General features: G+C 40.5%; 20 protein-coding genes. 3 read left to right on the top strand and 17 right to left on the bottom strand.

From position 1 onward, the window contains the following. Positions 1-12: 12 nt before the first annotated feature. The 5 genes from F8H35_RS06975 to F8H35_RS06955 form a co-directional block, all read right to left on the bottom strand. Positions 13-696 carry a hypothetical protein gene (locus F8H35_RS06975; protein WP_472572825.1) on the bottom strand — a complete coding sequence of 228 codons (684 nt, stop codon included), beginning with the start codon at positions 694-696 and terminating at the stop codon, positions 13-15. After that, positions 684-1,214 carry a hypothetical protein gene (locus tag F8H35_RS06970; protein ID WP_472572824.1) on the bottom strand — a complete coding sequence of 177 codons (531 nt, stop codon included), beginning with the start codon at positions 1,212-1,214 and terminating at the stop codon, positions 684-686. The genes F8H35_RS06975 and F8H35_RS06970 overlap by 13 nt, the downstream gene beginning before the upstream one ends. A 71-nt stretch (positions 1,215-1,285) precedes the next feature. Next, entirely contained in the window at positions 1,286-2,269 is a 984-nt protein-coding gene (locus tag F8H35_RS06965) for a hypothetical protein (RefSeq protein WP_472572823.1), read from the bottom strand. Between the two features lie 104 nt (positions 2,270-2,373). Beyond that, the gene (locus F8H35_RS06960) at positions 2,374-3,060 is read right to left on the bottom strand and encodes a nucleotidyl transferase AbiEii/AbiGii toxin family protein (RefSeq protein ID WP_472572822.1); all 687 of its coding nucleotides are present in this window, start codon (positions 3,058-3,060) and stop codon (positions 2,374-2,376) included. After that, positions 2,996-3,277 (bottom strand): hypothetical protein, encoded by a 282-nt coding sequence (locus F8H35_RS06955; protein WP_472572821.1) that lies wholly within the window; start codon positions 3,275-3,277, stop codon positions 2,996-2,998. The genes F8H35_RS06960 and F8H35_RS06955 overlap by 65 nt, the downstream gene beginning before the upstream one ends. A 168-nt stretch (positions 3,278-3,445) precedes the next feature. Between F8H35_RS06955 and F8H35_RS06950 the strand changes: the two genes are divergently transcribed. Together F8H35_RS06950 and F8H35_RS06945 are read left to right on the top strand one after the other, a co-directional pair. Further along, positions 3,446-3,931: a hypothetical protein gene (locus tag F8H35_RS06950; protein WP_472572820.1), complete on the top strand. Its 486-nt coding sequence runs from the start codon at positions 3,446-3,448 to the stop codon at positions 3,929-3,931. Beyond that, positions 3,816-4,493: a nucleotidyl transferase AbiEii/AbiGii toxin family protein gene (locus tag F8H35_RS06945; protein WP_472572819.1), complete on the top strand. Its 678-nt coding sequence runs from the start codon at positions 3,816-3,818 to the stop codon at positions 4,491-4,493. Before F8H35_RS06950 ends, F8H35_RS06945 begins: the two co-directional genes overlap by 116 nt. A gap of 67 nt (positions 4,494-4,560) precedes the next feature. Here F8H35_RS06945 and F8H35_RS06940 read toward each other — a convergent pair whose 3' ends face one another. Genes F8H35_RS06940 through F8H35_RS06925 form a run of 4 tightly spaced genes read right to left on the bottom strand, consistent with a single transcriptional unit; the run spans position 4,561 to position 8,954 of the window. After that, entirely contained in the window at positions 4,561-5,439 is an 879-nt protein-coding gene (locus F8H35_RS06940) for a hypothetical protein (protein ID WP_472572818.1), read from the bottom strand. 37 nt (positions 5,440-5,476) lie between these two features. Next, a complete protein-coding gene (locus F8H35_RS06935) occupies positions 5,477-5,800 on the bottom strand; it encodes a hypothetical protein (protein ID WP_472572817.1) in 324 nt (107 codons plus the stop codon). A gap of 25 nt (positions 5,801-5,825) precedes the next feature. Further along, complete coding sequence (locus F8H35_RS06930) at positions 5,826-7,388, bottom strand: AAA family ATPase (protein ID WP_472572816.1); 1,563 nt, start codon at positions 7,386-7,388, stop codon at positions 5,826-5,828. A 21-nt stretch (positions 7,389-7,409) separates the two neighbouring features. Then, positions 7,410-8,954, bottom strand: coding sequence for a hypothetical protein (locus F8H35_RS06925; RefSeq protein WP_472572815.1), 1,545 nt, complete (start codon positions 8,952-8,954; stop codon positions 7,410-7,412). A 346-nt stretch (positions 8,955-9,300) separates the two neighbouring features. On the opposite strand from F8H35_RS06925, the gene serA reads away from it, so the two are divergent. Then, positions 9,301-10,902: a phosphoglycerate dehydrogenase gene (gene serA / locus F8H35_RS06920; protein WP_472572814.1), complete on the top strand. Its 1,602-nt coding sequence runs from the start codon at positions 9,301-9,303 to the stop codon at positions 10,900-10,902. Here the strand turns inward: serA and ruvB are convergent. Genes ruvB through F8H35_RS06880 form a run of 8 tightly spaced genes read right to left on the bottom strand, consistent with a single transcriptional unit; the run spans position 10,899 to position 17,301 of the window. After that, entirely contained in the window at positions 10,899-11,849 is a 951-nt protein-coding gene (gene ruvB / locus F8H35_RS06915; RefSeq protein ID WP_472572813.1) for a Holliday junction branch migration DNA helicase RuvB, read from the bottom strand. The genes serA and ruvB overlap by 4 nt on opposite strands. Further along, positions 11,846-12,412, bottom strand: coding sequence for a Holliday junction branch migration protein RuvA (gene ruvA / locus F8H35_RS06910; RefSeq protein WP_472572812.1), 567 nt, complete (start codon positions 12,410-12,412; stop codon positions 11,846-11,848). Before ruvA ends, ruvB begins: the two co-directional genes overlap by 4 nt. Further along, on the bottom strand, positions 12,412-13,152 hold the full coding sequence (locus F8H35_RS06905; RefSeq protein WP_472572811.1) for a hypothetical protein: 741 nt from the start codon (positions 13,150-13,152) through the stop codon (positions 12,412-12,414). The genes ruvA and F8H35_RS06905 overlap by 1 nt, the downstream gene beginning before the upstream one ends. After that, complete coding sequence (locus F8H35_RS06900) at positions 13,142-13,702, bottom strand: hypothetical protein (RefSeq protein WP_472572810.1); 561 nt, start codon at positions 13,700-13,702, stop codon at positions 13,142-13,144. The genes F8H35_RS06905 and F8H35_RS06900 overlap by 11 nt, the downstream gene beginning before the upstream one ends. Continuing rightward, the gene (locus F8H35_RS06895) at positions 13,683-14,915 is read right to left on the bottom strand and encodes a hypothetical protein (protein ID WP_472572809.1); all 1,233 of its coding nucleotides are present in this window, start codon (positions 14,913-14,915) and stop codon (positions 13,683-13,685) included. Before F8H35_RS06895 ends, F8H35_RS06900 begins: the two co-directional genes overlap by 20 nt. Further along, a complete protein-coding gene (gene gspK / locus F8H35_RS06890; protein ID WP_472572808.1) occupies positions 14,912-15,781 on the bottom strand; it encodes a type II secretion system minor pseudopilin GspK in 870 nt (289 codons plus the stop codon). The genes F8H35_RS06895 and gspK overlap by 4 nt, the downstream gene beginning before the upstream one ends. Beyond that, on the bottom strand, positions 15,759-16,820 hold the full coding sequence (gene mtnA / locus F8H35_RS06885; RefSeq protein WP_472572807.1) for an S-methyl-5-thioribose-1-phosphate isomerase: 1,062 nt from the start codon (positions 16,818-16,820) through the stop codon (positions 15,759-15,761). The genes gspK and mtnA overlap by 23 nt, the downstream gene beginning before the upstream one ends. Beyond that, positions 16,807-17,301 (bottom strand): universal stress protein, encoded by a 495-nt coding sequence (locus F8H35_RS06880; protein ID WP_472572806.1) that lies wholly within the window; start codon positions 17,299-17,301, stop codon positions 16,807-16,809. The genes mtnA and F8H35_RS06880 overlap by 14 nt, the downstream gene beginning before the upstream one ends. Between the last annotated feature and the right edge of the window lie 18 nt (positions 17,302-17,319).

Below are 17,319 nucleotides of genomic sequence, written 5' to 3'. Positions count from 1 at the left end.
TCAAAAAGTTCCTCAAGAATTAGAATATTTTAAGGTAACCTCCCCTACATTTCCCTGCAGTTGTATGACATTAGATTCTTTTTTTTGTGAAGATTTAGCAGATTGATGAAAAGAAATCAGGAAAAATGCAGATAATATGGAATTAAGATGTGCAAGAAAGGCCCAAACATATTCTCCTTTAAGTTCCTCTAAGCTCCTTCTATACTCCTGCCAGTAAAAATACGGTGTTAAAAGTTCTTTAAATTCTTCCTTTACTCCCTGCGGCGGTTCTATGCTTTTTAAAGCTCTATCAATTTCATCAAGTTTTATATGCTTAAGCGTATCTATGACTGCTCTAAAGTATTCAGGGCGGGGAATCTCATTAAATAACTCAATACCAGCATTTTTAACAGCTATGGAAAGGATGAACATCCCTACAAGTTTCCCTTCAGGAGCCTGATTTTCCTTTATCAGCCTGTATCCGAGAACGTTATAGTTGTTCACATGGCACTCTACTATTCTTGAAAATCTGTACGGGTCTGTATGCATAAGACAAAAAAGCCCCTTTCCAAATTCAGGGTCTTTGTAATCTTCATCTTCAATAAGTAAAGCATCTGGGAAAAATACAGCTATCTGTTTTAAATCCGGTTCAATATTGCTCAGCTTTACCATTTCAACAAAGGCTTTAGTATCCTCAAAAGGATTTATCTTATCCATAACTCAGCCACTCCGTTGAGCCCAAAAAACATCACGTCATTCATTCCAGAACGCCCAAGTATCTGGTCAATCTCTTTATCTAACCTGTCTATTGCCTGCTTTATCCTGTCCCACTTGAGCTGAGTGCAGTAGTCTTCAGTTACTGCCCCCTTCCTGTCAATCTCGGCCGCCCTCACGCACTCCCTGTACGCCTCAAGGAGCTCTGGAGCTCCAAGCCTGTAAAGAGCAGTCTGTATCCTGTCCTCTTCAGGAACGTAAGGATTGAGCCCAAAAACCTTTTTAACCATCAAAGCAAGCTCTTCATACTCCTTCGCCTTCTGCCTTGCTGCGCTGTAATACCTGTCAAAATTTAACTCTACCTCACGCTTCGCCCCCGCTATCTTCGCATCTGTATCCGTAAACGTCGTCCACTTGTTGGGAGCTGCGGTCTTTTTGGTCGTATCGGAAGTTTTAGAAGCCTCCGTGTTCTGTTGAGTGGGGTGGGGGTCTTGCTCTTTTTGTTTATCAATAAGAGGCATAATTAATCCTCCTTTCTTTTAAAGAAAATTCTATGCTTTTATTTTCCTATGGCATATTCTTAATAGGAAATTTATATTCCGTAAGAATAACTTACTTTCGGTTGATGTTGATACATATAGTCCCAAGTTACATGACTTGTTCCATTGAAGTATTCTGAGGGAGCTATATGTTGATTAGGTTCCCAGAGATAATCAAGTGCCCAATGGAGTTCTTTAAAAAGTTCATCGTAGTTGTTTTTTGTTGTTACATTATATTTAATCAAATCTTCTGCCAGCTCTCTAAAAAAATTATTTTTTACTATGTAATAAGTTTTTCCCTGAAGTCCATCCCAGAGATTTCCAAATAAACCAAGCCTTGCATGAGTCATTTTGTCCTTTGGGTCATATTTATTTAACCACTTGATATAGATTCTTTTAAGTTCCGTATACAACTCATCACTTTTTGGTAATTCTTCTTCCACAATTTTCCTAAACTCTTCATAATCTAATAACTCTGGATGTTTTTCCGACATATTCTTGAGAGCTTCCATCCAACTATTATCAATTCCTATTCCTGTTAAAATCCCTCTTACTAACACGAAAAACGCATTAGGCCCGTACTTCACGAACGTGTTAGCAACGGTATCTGCGCACCACTGAGCCAATCTCTCAAGGAGAGTAGGGTTTGCGTAGTTCCTGTCGTCAAACTGAGGATAGACTTTCTCAATAGGCTCCTTGTATGCTCTCCAGAACTTTAGGAACCAGTCATACATCTCTTCTCTTATCTTTTTAACATCGTAGGCTATCTCAAGGGCTCGTTTAGCATAGTCAAGTTTCAGGTAAAAGTCCTGCCTTACTTCGTAGTCAAGCTTGACTCCTTCTCTGTTTTCCCACGCCCCTGCTGGCCACCTTCCTTCTTCAAAGTATTCTGCAAGAGCTTCAGGGTTTTTTACGAACTCGTTCCACATCCACACCTGCGGCCCTGACCAGATGTGCCTGAAGTTCGTGTAAGGATTGTGGTAAACCTTTCCGTTTATCTCAACTCCGCTGAGGCTGTATTCGTTCACGTCGGCCATTTCCCTATCCTCCTGCCTTGAAAAGTCGGCTCTATTTAAATTCTATATCCGTTTTTGAGAAAATTGCAAGTTTTTTGAGAAAATTTTTGTTCCTAAAAGGAAAGTTATGGTGAAAGAGAACGATTTTCAGAGTTGTTTTCAAGGCTATCAAGTTTTTCAAAAAAGTAGTCCAACAGGAGTTTCTTGAAGTATTCCTTAATTTCTTCCCATCTTTCTTCAACTTCGGGATAAGAGTTTGACTTTTCTGCTTCTTCAAAGTAAACAAGCCTTTTTATGAAAGAGAAAGGAACAAAAATACGGTCGTATTTCTTTCGGCACAGAGAGATTACGTTTTCAAGGTTCCATCTTTTTCTTTGAAGCAGGAATTGGAAGTCGTAAAAATCTTCCTTTTTCCCTCCTTGAAGTATGGCTACTGCTTTCATAGCCATTATGTCCTCATCAGAAGCAAGGAGTAATGGAGAAAATCTTTTATCAAGGGGTCTGATGAGGCTGTAGGGGTAGTAAGAAAAAGTGAACTTAACTCCGTTAATTTTAAATGAGGTCGTATCTTTCGGGTTGATAGTTTCTATGTTTACCTCAAAACCCCTCTTTTCTGCTTCTTTGAACGCTTGGTCTAATTTTCCACGGAACCCCTGCGGGATTTTAGGGGCAAAGAAGTTAAACTCTCCTGAATGCCTGTGGCTATACTTTAATGAAATTGCCGTTCCGCCGGCAAGGTAAAACCCCTCAGTAAGGCCAGATTTGACAACGAAGTCTAAAGTTTTCTTTTGCAAGTCTGTCATATTCTTCATCGCTTATTCCTAAAATCACTTTCCAGAAAGACCTGTTTACCCTATCAAGCAAATGCAAGTTTCCTCTGTAGAGCTCCCTGAGTTTTTCTTTCCCGTAATCTCTGTAAACTTCCACAGGGTCGTCCCAGTTCATCCGCCTAATTATAAGAATGTCCCTGCTCCTTTCCCCATCCCAGCTGTATTTGAGCTCTTTCTCCAGAATGCTCTGCTTTTCCATTTTTCCCTCTGTCTGAGGTTCTCCGATTTTAAATATATACACGCACGCAGATACACACTGAACACGTTGGAAACATGTTTAATAACAGAAATAGAAAAAAGTCCTTTAATTGCCGTATAGGAAAAACCAGATAGATTTTGAGAGGGGAAAATTTTTCAGGAGTGTAGAATGGACAGAAAAATGCACTACATTACAGGCCTTGAGGCTCTCAACTATCACGGAGCTGACTGGCACTCTTTTGCGTTTAACTTTAATAGGGAATATCCGTCTCTTATTCGGGATTGGTGCGGAGATTACGGGATAAAAAAAGAAAAGGATGAGGAAGTTGCCAATCCCGTAAGGGCTTTTCTTGACTACCTGCTCTATGAAATCAAGTTTGAAAAGAGGGTTCCCATCAAAAGAGTAAGTGATTTAGCCTTTTCAGACGAAGAAGAAAGAGAAATTTTGGAGCAGGTTGAGAAAAAACTTAAAAACTTCCTAAAAGGAAAAGATAGGGAAATTCTTGAGAAGTGGATTAGATACAATAGCGGAGGAGATTATGAATTTACAAATATTAGACTCCTTAAAAGAAAAGCTTGGAGAGAGAGAAGAAAAAAAACTAAATTTAATCTTAAAGATTTTAGAGAAAATGTCCGAAAAACCTTTGATCTTTAAAGGCGGAACGGCTTTAATATTGTTCTACGGCCTTGACAGAATATCTGAGGATTTGGATTTTGACTGCACGTATCCAATTAATATCAAGGGAATTGTAAAAAGCCTTGAATGTCTTGGAAGCGTTTTTGTTAAAAAGGACACTAATACTGTTAAAAGAATTGTTCTTACCGATAAATCTGGTGTAAACAAAGTTAAAATAGAAATTTCTCTGAGAAACAACTATGTGCCCAAATATCCCTTAGAGAAAGTTCAAGGTAATTTAAAGATATACAACATAAACGATTTGTTTTTACAAAAGCTTAAGGCTTTTACGGAAAGAACAACGGCAAGGGATTTATACGATATTGCTTTCATATCAAGTACTTATTATTCGCAACTGGATTATAAACTAAAACTCAAGTTATTTGAACTGCTTGAGTCAGAAGATAGAATTTATGACCTTATTCCCGAATACGAAGAAGTGTTTAAATCAAGCTCAATTTTTGATGAAGTAAGTTTGCTTACATCTGTTACAAGACTAATGGAGTTCTTTAAGAAAGTTAAAAGGGACTTTAAAGAATAATCAAGAGAGAAGTCACAGAAAGCAGAATTAAAATATTCTACTCCACTTTAAAGGAAATTATTTTTCATCACGAGTTCCATCCTCTTTTATAAGAATCTACAAGCTTTTTCACACATTCTATTTCTCTTGAGGAAATTTCTTTTAGTGAAAGTATAGAACTTAGAAAACACACTTCAAAAGCAGAGGGTTCTCCAATATGGGCAAGAACAAAAAGCCTCTTTTTATAGAAGTCTATAAAAGTTTCAAGATGATTCTTCATCTTAATCCAAAACACAGGACTTGTATTTTTAATCAGTTCCTCAATAGAAATATCTCTTAAATATGAAATAGCCTTTAGAAACAGAATAGGTGCTACCTTTTTCTTATACCAGTTAATATTTGTAAAGAACAGTAATGCAAGTTTCTGTTTGTTGGAAAGTTTGAGTTTCTCTAACGTAAAAAGCGTTGCTACAGGAGAAATTTCAAAGTTAACTCCCGCATCTCTCATAAGATCAAGAAACAGTTTGGAAAGAATATATTTATTAGAAGATATAATCCTATTGTATAGTTCTTCAATCTCCCTTAAGTGGTTGTATGGCTCTCTGAAAATTTTTAAAAAAACTTTTCTCTCATTTTCAGAAAGAATGAAGTCATCGTTCTCAAGTTTTTCAATTACTTTATCAAATAAATCTGAAACTTCTCCTTTATCTAAAGCTTCAATTTCAGCTACTAGTCGGAGAGGTTGGATTATTCTTAAAGGTATAAATTTCCTCCACCTGTAAGTTACCGCTGTTCTAATATCCTTAATTCCAAAGATCGTCTCATCTTTAAAAAAAACAATGCTTGGACTATTAATGGCTAATATAACACAATGATCTAATTTATCTTCTTTATCTTCTATGAATTTATTTCTCTCATACACCATAATATCTGTTCTAAAAGGACAATTTTCCAATACAATCTGCAACGGACTTAAAGTAACCATAACTCTTTCCTCAATTAGTTTATATTATAAATCTCCTCTTCTTCATCTTCTTACATTCAAATGAATAAAGAGGAATAGCTATCTTCATTTCTTCACTTAAGATTACAGGTATCTTCATAATTTTCCTTTTCCCTTGAAGAAACTCTACAACCATTAAGTTTCCAACTTTGAAATCCTCATAATTTGACGAAAAAAGAACGAGTTGTTTAGCTAATTTTTCTTTATCGGGGGGGAGCTCCTCCCCCCTCCTGAACGCTTCTACTAACTGTTTCATCTCTTCCGGATCAAGATCGTCAAGATCTATATCAAAGTTTTCTTCCAGCAATTCGTAGCGCTTATCCATTAATATCTCTCCTAAATCCTAAGATTTAAATTTCAAAAAGCATATCTTCAGGAAACTCATCTTCAACTATATTAACCCTCTTCAAAATCCGTTTAAGAGTCTTTTTTTCAAAATTCCTCTTTAACCATCTGCTCGTGGTTTTATCTATCGCTTTTATAACTCCCTTTTCTATTAAATACTCCAAAACTGTTTTTCCTTTTGAATCTCTCTTTCTCAGATGCGTTCCAATAACAGAATTTAAGATGTGCTCTCGTTCTAATTTACCCTCTTGTTCCCTCAACATTTTCTCATAATAAGAAACAAGTTCTTTAATCAAACTATCGTTTATATGTTCTTTTACTTTCAACTCGGATATCCTCTTAGAATTAGAGGATGAAATAGCTTCACAATTCATATTAGACCTGGTGAAGAGAATTTCTTCACAAGGCGGTTCAAAGGAAACAGCCCACCTAACAAAATTTCCATCCACAACTATCGGAAAAGAGCTGCCGCTTCTTAATTCTCTATTAATCGCTCTATTCACCTTAGAAACTATCTCCTTTAATCTCCGAGCTCCAAGATATTCCCTTCCGTTCAATTCTTCACAAATTCTGGCAATCTCTATGGCAGCGGTCGGTTCAACAACTACCAGCTTATCCTTCACTACTTCCGGAATATCAAATTTCTGAAGATTGGCAATCTTAAGATAATCTTCAAATTCAAGTTCTTTGATTCTTACTTTAACATTAAGCCTACCTTTAAGCTCAGGGATAAACTCATCGGGAGAATGTTCAGAGAAAGCCCCTGCAAGAATGAAAGTAATGTGTGAAGTGTCAATTTGAGCTCTACCATAATCACCATTTTCCGACGTCACAACAGCACCTTCAATCATAGTAAGCATAAAATTTTGAAGCGGACGGTAAAAAGAAACTCCATCATTTCTTTCTTTAATCAGTATTTTATCAATCTCATCAATAAATATTATACCAAACGGTTTTTCCCTAAACTTTTTAAAGTCAATACTATCTGGTTTTAACGTTTTAAAACTTTCCTTTATCTCATTCAAAACATAAATGGCATCTTTTATTGCATTTTTAATCTCTGCTCCCGTGCCGTATTTTGAGAATATTTCCTCTATAACTTCTTCCTGTTCAAGAAAAACTGTAGCTGATAAAAACTCCAGTGCTATTTTATATCTCAAAGGTGGAATATCTAAGGATTTTAAAACTTCAACGGTTTTTTTATGGAAAAAGAACCTGTTTCCGTATTCATTTATCCTTTTACAGTGCTCTTCTGTTAAAACCTCTTTAAAATCAACAGTTGCAATTTCTTGAGGGTCTCTTCCATGATAACCCGTCAGAGTATAATCGGCTATTGTAACTTTAACAAAAGGAACTTTTAAAACTATGCTTAATTTTCTTGACATTTCTGTTTTACCACTTCCCGTTGGCCCCATCAACAATATGTTATTAACCTTCTCCGACCTTCCAGAAGCATATGCTTCAAAGTTTTCACATACAGCCAAAATTACAGACTCAATAGCTGACTCCTGACCTATAATTAATCTGCTCAACTTTTTGGTTAAAATTTCACTCGCAAAAGCAAGCATAACCACCTCCTACTCTTAGAATTAAGCCCTTAAAGAAGAAGCATTTAAATATTTCAAAAGTTTTCCTTTAAGGATTTTTCTTCCATCTACCATTAGTTTTTCTAAGTTTTCCTCTCTAAGAAACTTCCTGAAAGTTTCATCAACAACAAGTTCCCCCACAACGTTCCTCAAAATATTTATGTTTAAAGTCTTCTTAGCAGGATTGTTATTTGATGGGAAAGTTTTAAACTCCGCCATCAGCAGTTTAAAGAAGTTTTCTATCTCCTTAGCTGAAAATTCTTCTGGATTGAGACGAATTATTGCCATATCCGGCTTTGCAATGAAGATTTCCCGGTCTGTTTCAGGAGTCTTTTCACATATGAAAGCAACATTGAAGTTGGTTTTCCTCTTTATAGTAATGAGAATGTCATTTCTCCGAATGGCTGGAGAATCTAAGAGCTGTTTCTTACTTACTCCATTCCATATTAACTTTTTTTCATCTTCATCTACTACTTTATCTCCCCTCTTAAGGTCTTCTAAGGTAACATAGGAAGCTTTAAGCTGGTTCATTCCAACTTTTCTCATTGGTATATCAGGAGGAAAAACAGTTTTTGGAGGAACTTTTCTTGAAAGCGGCGAGTCTATGATCCGAAAAAGCTTTAGAGTCTCACCGGGAAATGGAAAAGTTTTAGTAAAGGTCAGCAAACCCCTATATAAATCACTTCCCCTTAAATGAAAGGATTTTAAATTTCCTGCATCAGGGTTTTTTAACAGCTTTCTAAAAATTTCTCCACTTACTAAAAGCAGATTTATTCCATTATCTAAGTAAAAAACTGTTGACGCCGCTTCTATTATTTTCAACTCTTCTATTTCAGGTGTGCACTCAGGAGATATAACCAGAATGCCAAATTGAATTTTTGTTTCTTTTAATAAAAGGATAAAAGTTTTTAAGGAAAGCAGATCTATCTTCTGTAAATCTCTTAAAAGAGATTCAGATGGATAGTTATTACTTTCTAAAAATTGGGTTAAAACTTTGCAGATAATTCCTGATGCAGCTAACGGAACAAATAGTATTTCATTTGGTTTAAATTCCAGCGATATATATTTAGACCAAAGAAGCTCTAATGCCTCCTCTATTTTAATCGCATAAGTTTCTTCGCTATCTGAATAGAGTTCAGGAAGAATTATTAGCGGATAATTATCAGATCTCCAAATAATTTTCGATAAACCTTTAATTATTGACAAAGATATTTCTTCTTGTTCTGCCGATTCTAAACAACTTTCCAAAATTTCCTTAATTTCTTCTACTGAGATATTACCAGAAATGCTTTTTAGCTTTGCTGATAAACATCCTTCTAAAACAGCTCTAACCTTTCCTTTTAAACAAACATATTTAGCTTTTTCTAATGAACATTTTTCTAAAATCTTTTCTACATCTTCCACTGAGCAGTTTTTAGAAACATCCTCAACTATTCGTGATAAGCATTCCTCAAAAATATTCTTCACTTTTTCTAATGAGCATATCTTCAAGGTATTTTTAACTTCTTCTACTGTTCGCTCATAGTCTGAAATCAGATCCTTTTTCATTTCTCCTCCTGTATTAACTTCTAACCTCATAATACACCGGATACTTTTTAAACAAAACCGTTGAAAACTCAACAGTTAACTGCTGAAAATTTAAGAACCCCCAAAGTTGTTAATTTACTTAGGACTTATAAAAACCATAAGAAAAACAACCGTTGAATTTTTAACGGTAGTTTCAGCTTAGAACCTTGATTTATTCTTTCGATACCCATCGTGCCCTCAACACTTTGCACCTTCCCCGTTCCCAGCCGTAGGGCTGGGAAATCTTTATCAAGTTTGAAATCCCCTTAGTCTATAATTCTCCTTCAGTAAAACCGTAAACTAAACAGCAATTTCTGGAGGTTTAGAAGTGTCAAAGTTTAAGGTTTTGATAACAGAACACATAGCAGATGCAGGAATAGAGCTCCTCAGGAAACAGCCGGACGTTGAGCTCACCTACGACCCAGAGCTCTTCAGGAACTTTGAGAAGATACTTGAAATTATCCCCGAGTATGACGCCCTCATCACAAGGAGCGGGACGCCGGTTACGGAGGAGCTCCTTGAGAGGGGAAAGAAGCTGAAGGTTGTTGGAAGGGCTGGTGTTGGAGTTGACAACATAGACCTTGAAGCAGCGTCCAGAAGGGGAATTTTGGTTGTTAACGCACCTACCGGGAACACCTTAGCTGCAACTGAACACACGATGGGAATGATGATAGCTGCTGCAAGGCTCATCCCCTACGCCCACAAATCCTTAAAGGAAGAGAGGAAGTGGGAGAGGAAGAAGTTTATGGGGGTTGAGCTTGCGGGGAAAACCCTCGGAATAATCGGTTTCGGCCGTATCGGTTCAAGGGTTGGAATAAGGGCTAAGGCTTTTGATATGAAAGTTATCGCCTACGACCCCTACATAAAGAGGGAAAAGGCCGAAAGGCTTGGGGTTGAGCTTGTTGATGAACTTGACGAACTCTTGAGGCGTTCAGACATCATAACTGTCCACACTCCCCTTACAGACGAGACAAGGAACATGATCACAAAAAGAGAAATTGAGAAAATGAAGGACGGCGTGATCCTTCTAAACATCGCAAGGGGAGGAATAATAAACGAAAAAGACCTATACGAAGCCCTTGTAAGCGGGAAAGTGAGAGCTGCAGCCGTTGACGTTTTCACGAAAGAACCTGCAACAGAGAACATTCTTTTAGATGCCCCAAACATCGTTGTTACTCCCCACATAGGGGCAAACACCTACGAGTCTCAGACGAACGTTGCTGTGATAATTGCCAATCAGGTTCTTGCGGCACTGAGGGGAGAGGAAGTTGAGTTTGCCGTTAACGCTCCCTTTGAAGATACGGCTGCCGCTAAAGTTTTAAAGCCATTTATGGAGCTTGCAGAAAAGCTTGGACTTTTTGCCGTTCAGGTTGCCTGCTCAAGGGCAAAAGAGCTGGTTTTAGAGTTCAGAGGAGACCTTGGAGAGGATACAAAACCTTTAACAACTGCCTTTTTAAAGGGATTCCTCCAGAAGGTTGTTGACATTCCTGTAAACCTGATAAACGCTCCGTTCCTTGCTAAAGAGAAAGGGATTTCTATAACAGAAGTTAAGAGGTCTGAAGGAGTTAACTTTAAGAAACTTATAAGGGTTGTCTGCAGAGGAAGGGACGGAGAGGAGTTTACTGTGGCCGGAACGGTTATGGACGATACCTTCCCCAAAATTGTTGAGATTAACGGGTTCCTCTTTGACCTGACCCCTGAAGGGAAACTCCTCCTCATAAGGAACTTTGACGTTCCGGGAGTTATCGGGAAGCTGGGCTCAATCTTGGGTAAGTACAGCGTGAACATTGCGGGCTTCCAGCTTGGAAGAACTGAGAAGGGGAAAGAGGCCAAGGGAGTAATCCTTGTTGACGACGACGTTCCAGAGGAAGCTCTCAAAGAGATTAACGAAATTCCAGAGATTTTAGAGGTTAAGCAGATAAACCTTTAGAGAAGAAGGGGTTGAGAGGGTTTTCCTATTGCCTCAAGGCCCCTCTCTGTTATCTTCCTTCCCCTTGGGGTTCTGACTAGAAATCCCATCTCTATCAGGTAGGGCTCGTGGACATTTTCTATGGTCTCTACGTCTTCCTTTAGAACTGTTGCAAGGGTGTTGAGGCCTACGGGGCCCCCTTTGAACTTCTCCGCAATTGTCTCAAGGATTTTCCTGTCAAGCCTGTCAAGTCCGTAGGAGTCTATTCCCAGCTCTTTCAGGACTCTCTCGGCTTTCTCTCTGTCAACGGTTTCCCAGCCGTGGACAACGGCGTAGTCCCTTACCCTTTTAAGGATCTGGATGAGGATTCTCGGGGTTCCCCTTCCGCAACGGGCAAGGAGCTCCAGCCCCTCTTCATCTATTTTCAGCTCTAATTTCCTGCTTACGGCTTCAGCAACTTTTATCAGCTCGGGAACTGAGTAGAGCTCTAACCTGCAAACCAGCCCGAAGCGGGAACGGAGCGGGGGAGTCAGAAGGTTGAGCCTCGTTGTTGCCCCTATAAGGGTGAAGGGAGGAAGTTCTATGGTTACGGCTGTTGCCCGGGAGCTCCCTGTAACAACGTCAACCTTGAAATCCTCCATTGCAGAGTAGAGGGTTTCCTCAACTGCCCTGTTGAGTCTGTGGATCTCGTCTATAAAGAGAACGTCCCCCTCGTTGAGGCTCATCAAAAGGCCCAACAGGTCTCCTTTCCTCTCAATTGTTGGAGCGGCAACAACCTTTATCTCAGCTCCCATTTCGTTTGCTATTATGTGGGAAAGGGTGGTCTTTCCAGTTCCCGGCGGGCCGTAGAAGAGGACGTGGTCTAAAGGCTCTCCCCTCTTCTTTGCAGACTCAACTGCAACCTTTAAGAGCCTTTTGACCTGCTCCTGACCTAAGAACTCATCAAAACTTTTTGGTCTCTCTATCAAAACCTGCTCCCTGAAAGGCGTTTAAGTACCAACTTCACAGCCTCGTTAATACTCAGCCCATCTAAATTTATGCCTTTCAGGGCTCTGTTTATCTCACTCTTTTTGTAGCCTAAAGAGGTTAAAACCTCGTAGAGTTCCGCTGGAACCCGCTTTATCCTCTCCTCTTCCAATTTGGGACGGAGCTCCGAAACTATCCTCTCTGAAAGTTTCTTCCCAAGCCCTGGAACTCTGGACAGGGATTCCACGTCTCCATCAGAGATCGCCCTTTTAAACTCTTCCGGTTCCATGTGAGACAGAATAGAAAGGGCTACTTTACTTCCAACCTTTGGAACCTTTACCAGTTCTCTAAAAAGATCCCTCTCCTCTTCGCTTCTGAAGCCGTAAAGAGCCGGCGCCCCTTCAGGGGGAACTATAAGCTCAGTGAAGAGCTCAACCTCATCCCCTTCTTTAACTTCATCCAAAAAAGAGACTGGAACAAAAACCCTAAACCCCACAAATCCACACAGGAGTGAAAGGGCGTTTCCGTACTTTTTAAAAACCTTACCCTTCAGGAAATCAACCATCAGTAGAACCTTAAAGAGTTAATGTTTCCCCTGACGGTGAAGTTGAATTTCTGACCGGCAAATTTTCCGCTCTTCATACTCACTGAGAAGACAAGGTTAACATAGGAGTTCATATGGTTTTGGGGATTGTAACTTATACTTCCCTTTACAGCTAATTCAGCATCTTTACCTTTAAGTTCTCCTCTAATCTTCACGTAATCTTTTGGATTAACACTATACTTAATCTTCCCATCCCCCAAGTTAAGTTCCTTAAAGGAAAAAAGGCCGAAGTTGACATCTTTCAGGTTAACGTTAGAAAGCTCAAACTCCCCTTTTCCTCCCGTCAGGTGTTTTTCATTAAAGGTTAAGTTCCCAGCACCCTCAACGGTTCCATTTAGATCTGCCTGTTCCAGATTTAAAGGGCAAAGAGAAAGCTTAAGATCCTCCAACTTAAAGGTTAAATTTTTAACAGGATAGCTAAAAACGGCGTTCAAATGGCCACCGCAGAGCTCGGAGCTAACCTTAAACTTGCTGAAAGAGACGGGTGAAATTGAAACGTTCTTCAGCGTAACGTTACCGTAGGGGAGCTCCCCTATAATAAGCTTTGGCGGAAAGTGGTGGAAAGAGACCTTTGCAGGGTGAAGCCCTTTCTCAAACAGGATTTCCTTAGCAATTCTGTCAAAAGGAAAAGTAAGGTAGAGAGAAAAGAGGAAAGAAACGAGGAAAATGAGAACGAGAAGGAGAGCTCTCTTAACTTTCACTGCTCCTCCTGTAGAAGAAGAGGGTAACTTTTCCTGAAACCAAGCCGTTTTCGTCGTAGTCTGTTACAGTTATCCCGTCAGCTTTAAAGTAGTAAGAACCCCTTTCAAGAACCGAAATGAGCCGTGCTACTCTGTTTATCTCTGCCTCTTTAAAAGTTACAGTAACAATGTCCCTTTCGTATCCGTTCTTTACCTCTCCCGGCATAACCTTAACGTTCTTTATGTTAAGCCCAACCATTCTCCCAACCGACTGGATATAGGAAGAGACGTCAAGTTTCTCTCCCCTTTTCAGTTTCTCTTCAACGGGCTCTATCTCCCTTTTCAGACAGATAAACTCCTTTATCTCAGGCTCAAGCTTTACAAACTTCTCTCTGACAATCTCTTTCTTCCTATCGTAGCTTCCCTTTAAAGTCTCCAAAGGAACGATAACTGCAAAAGTGTAGAGTATGAGAACCAAAAGGGGAATACCAATTAGAACAACCCTCTTTTCCCTTTCTGAAAGGGAAGAGAAGTAATTAAGGAATACCTCCTTAAGATTGTTTATCTCCACTTCCTACCTCTGCTCTGATTGTAAAGCTAATCCTTCCACCTGTACTTTTCGTTGAGGAGATAGCAACCTTTTTAAAATAGCGCCTGAGGTTATCAACAAACGCTTTTAGAGAGCTGTCTTTATCTGCCCTTCCCTTTACCGTAAAGGAACCTGAGGAGAGGGTTCCCTCAACGGCGAGAACTTTTACCCCCTTCACAACAGAGTTTGAGATGCCGTTTATGTAGTAAAGGAGAGGGGGCTCGTTTATCTTAAGGAAGTCGGCAAGATCCCTATAGCTGTTCAGTTTTTCTGGAATCTGTATCTCTGGAGCGATGAGCTCCCCACCAGCAATTTTTGAGAGCTCTTTTTTAAAGGCTTTCTTTTCCAAATAGTAATCTCTCTTAACAGACAGGTAGTTGAAGAAAAGTCCCCCGGTTATAGCTAAAAGGGAAAGCCCAACCGCTCCTCCTACGAAGAGAAGCCTCTTTTTCTCTTTTAAAAAGTCTTGAGAGAGGAAAGAGAAACTCTTGAAGAAGGCTTTACAGGGGCTTTTCCTGAAGTTGTAGAGACCGTAAGCGTTAAAGTAGAGGGGAGTTTCTCTACCAAAAAGTTCTAATTCGGGAACTGTAAAGGAAACTACTTTTGAGAGTTCTTTTTTAAATTCTTCAGAGAGTGCCCCTCCACCTGTAAGGAAAACCGTTCCTTGAACCACTTCCTCTATTAGGGAAAAGAGTTCACCGCTATTCAGGTGGTAAGCGTAACCTCCCCTCAGTACTTCTAATCTCTCAACTTTTCCATCTTTTACGATAGCTACTGCAACTTTTTTACTTCCCGCATCTATCAGAGTAAAGGTTTCTGAAAGGGTGAGAGCTGCTGAAATACCACCCAAAACATCAACTGTTACCTGGGATTTTGACAATATCTCTTCGGGGAGCTCCCTTAACCTCTCCCTCTTCTCAACAAAAATGAGGAAGTTGCACCCTCTTTCCAACTTCTCGGTCTGACAGAAAGCTACAGAGAGCTCCTCCGGTTCAACAGAAAGGTCTGTTGCAACGTCGTTCAGTATGAGCTTTTTCAGTTTACTCCCTGAACATATAGGATAGAAGGAACTTTTAACCAGCAGCTGGGAAGATGATATTCCGACTGTAAAACTCCTGCCTTCAGGAATTCCCGTTCCAAAGTTTTTTCCGTCAAACCACTTGACGGTGGAGCTCCCCCAGTCAACACCTATCATTCAACGACCTTCCACTCTAAAATTCTGTTCCTGGTGGTGTAAGCAACCAAACTTACCGTAGAGCTCCCGTAGGAAGCTGTTACAGTTATCCTGAAGTAGTTGCACCTGTTGGTTATAAGTGGCAGTATCTCGTAGTAGAGCTCCTGGTCTATCCCAGGGAGCTCCCTAAGTGCCTCAAGCTTCTTTATAGGTCGCGCTTCAATTATACTATTGGCAGCCTCGTCGCTCATTCTGTCTGAAAGGGCTACTAAAACCTTTTTCGGAGCAGAGTTTACGTTTACCTTCCCGTTTCCGTAAACTGTGATGTAAGGTTCAATTTTCTTAAACGTTTTCTCATCTATTCCTTTAACATAGAGAAGTTCCCCTAAACTCTTCATAGGCCTGTTTGACGGCCTGTAGCCCATAGATTCGTAGTAGTCCTTTTCAGCTCCGAAAGGAGAAGGAATATCATCACCGTCAATCCAGTCTTTTATGGCATCCACAACTTCCGGTTTTCCCAAATCCTCAAAGAGCCTTTTCCCTATTCTGTAGTATAGGGGAAGTGTCAGTTTGTTAACGTTAAACTTTCCACACTCGTCATTTATCCTTATGGAAATAAAGATTCCCCTGTAGTTGTAGGCTATAGGCTCTGCCCAGTCGTCTCCCTTACCGTCAAATCCGTTGTTGTCCTGCCTCAGGTATTTGAGGGCTATTTTCACGGCTGAAACAGCGGCATGGTAGGCTGTGGTGTAGTCTTTCAGCCCTTCCGTTTTCTGATAGGTTGTGTTTGAGAGGTAAAAAACCGAAAAGAGGAAGGCAGCAACTGCTGCCATTATGGAAAGAACTAAAAAGAGGACGATTCCCTTACGCTTTTGAGAAGAATTCAACGATGTTCTCCTCGTTTGGAGACGTTATCACTCCCTTTTCGGTGATTATTCCAGTTATGTTCTCGTGGGGTGTTACGTCAAAAGCGGGGTTTTTCACTTTTGCGCCGTAGGGAGCAATTCGGCAGTCTTTACAGTGGCAGTAGAGGACTTCCTCTGGGTTCCTCTCCTCTATCGGAATTTCAACACCGCTTGAGATGGAAAGGTCAAAGGTTGAGGTTGGAGCAGCTATATAAAAAGGAATTCCGTGCTCTTTCGCAAGAACAGAGAGGGAGTAGGTTCCTATTTTGTTTGCCGTGTCTCCGTTCCTTGCAATTCTATCTGCTCCAACGATTATGCAGGTTATTTCACCTAAAGACATGAACCAGCCGGCCATGTTGTCAGTTATCAGGTAGTAGGGAATTCCCTCCTGCTGGAGCTCCCACGCAGTAAGCCTTGCCCCCTGAAGGTAGGGGCGGGTTTCGTCAACGTAAACGGTTATCTCCTTTCCCATCTCAACGGCGGCTCTAACAACTCCTAAAGCTGTTCCATACCCTGCTGTTGCAAGGGCTCCCGTGTTGCAGTGGGTAAGAATGACCTCACGGGAGGAGAGGAGCTCCGCACCGTAAAACCCTATCTTCCTGTTGGTCTCAACGTCCTGCCTCTCTATGTTTACAGCTTCTGTCTCAAGGGCTGCAACTATGTCATCTATCGTCTGGCCGGCCTCAACTATCTTCCTCATCCTCTTTAGAGCCCAGAAGAGGTTAACTGCCGTTGGCCTTGTTGCCGCCAGCCTATTTATTATCAGCTCAAGCTTTGCCTTAAAGTCAACGTAGCTGTTTACCTTTTCCTTCAGCTCCTTTGCTCCCAGAACAACGCCGTATGCGGCAACAACGCCGATGGCGGGAGCTCCCCTAACAACCATATCCTCAATCGCCCTTGCAACGCACTCGTAGGTTCTGCACTCAACCCACTCCTCCTTTAAGGGGAGCTTTCTCTGGTCTAAAAGCAGAAGGCTCTCTCCTGTCCACTTTAAAGGCCTTATGTCCTTAATCCTTCCCATCGGCCTCCTCCACCTTCTTAACTACAAGAACGGGGCACTTTGCCTTCTTTATTACAGCTTTAGCCGTGCTTCCCATCTCAAGGATTCTCTCTAAAAGCCCCTTACCGTGGTAGCCGATTACGATAACGTTAACCTTTTCCTCTTCTGCAACTCTAACGATTTCGTCTTTTGGATCTCCAACGGTCATAATCCTCTTTACCTCAAACCCGTGGGAGCGGAGCTCTTTTTCAATTTCCTTTAACACCTTCTCGTGGTTATCAAGGATTGCCTTCTCAATTTCTGGAATGTGAGCGTAGATGGTTGCAACGTCTAAGGCGAAAGGGTCGTCAAACTGTGGAAGTGAGAACTCTAAAGGGTGAATAACGTGGAGAAGGACAACTTCCTTTGTCCCAGCTTCTTTAAGCTTTATAACGTATTTCTTTGCAATCTCTGCAAGGTCTGAAAAGTCTGTTGGGTATAGAACTTTCCTGAAAAGGGGCATTGTCTCCTCCAAAAGTTT

Origin of the sequence: Thermovibrio sp., from assembly GCA_015488335.1 — a bacterium.
Taxonomy (GTDB): domain Bacteria; phylum Aquificota; class Aquificia; order Desulfurobacteriales; family Desulfurobacteriaceae; genus Balnearium.
The sequence above is the reverse complement of the archived record's forward strand: the minus strand, read 5'-3'. Positions and strand labels throughout refer to the sequence as shown.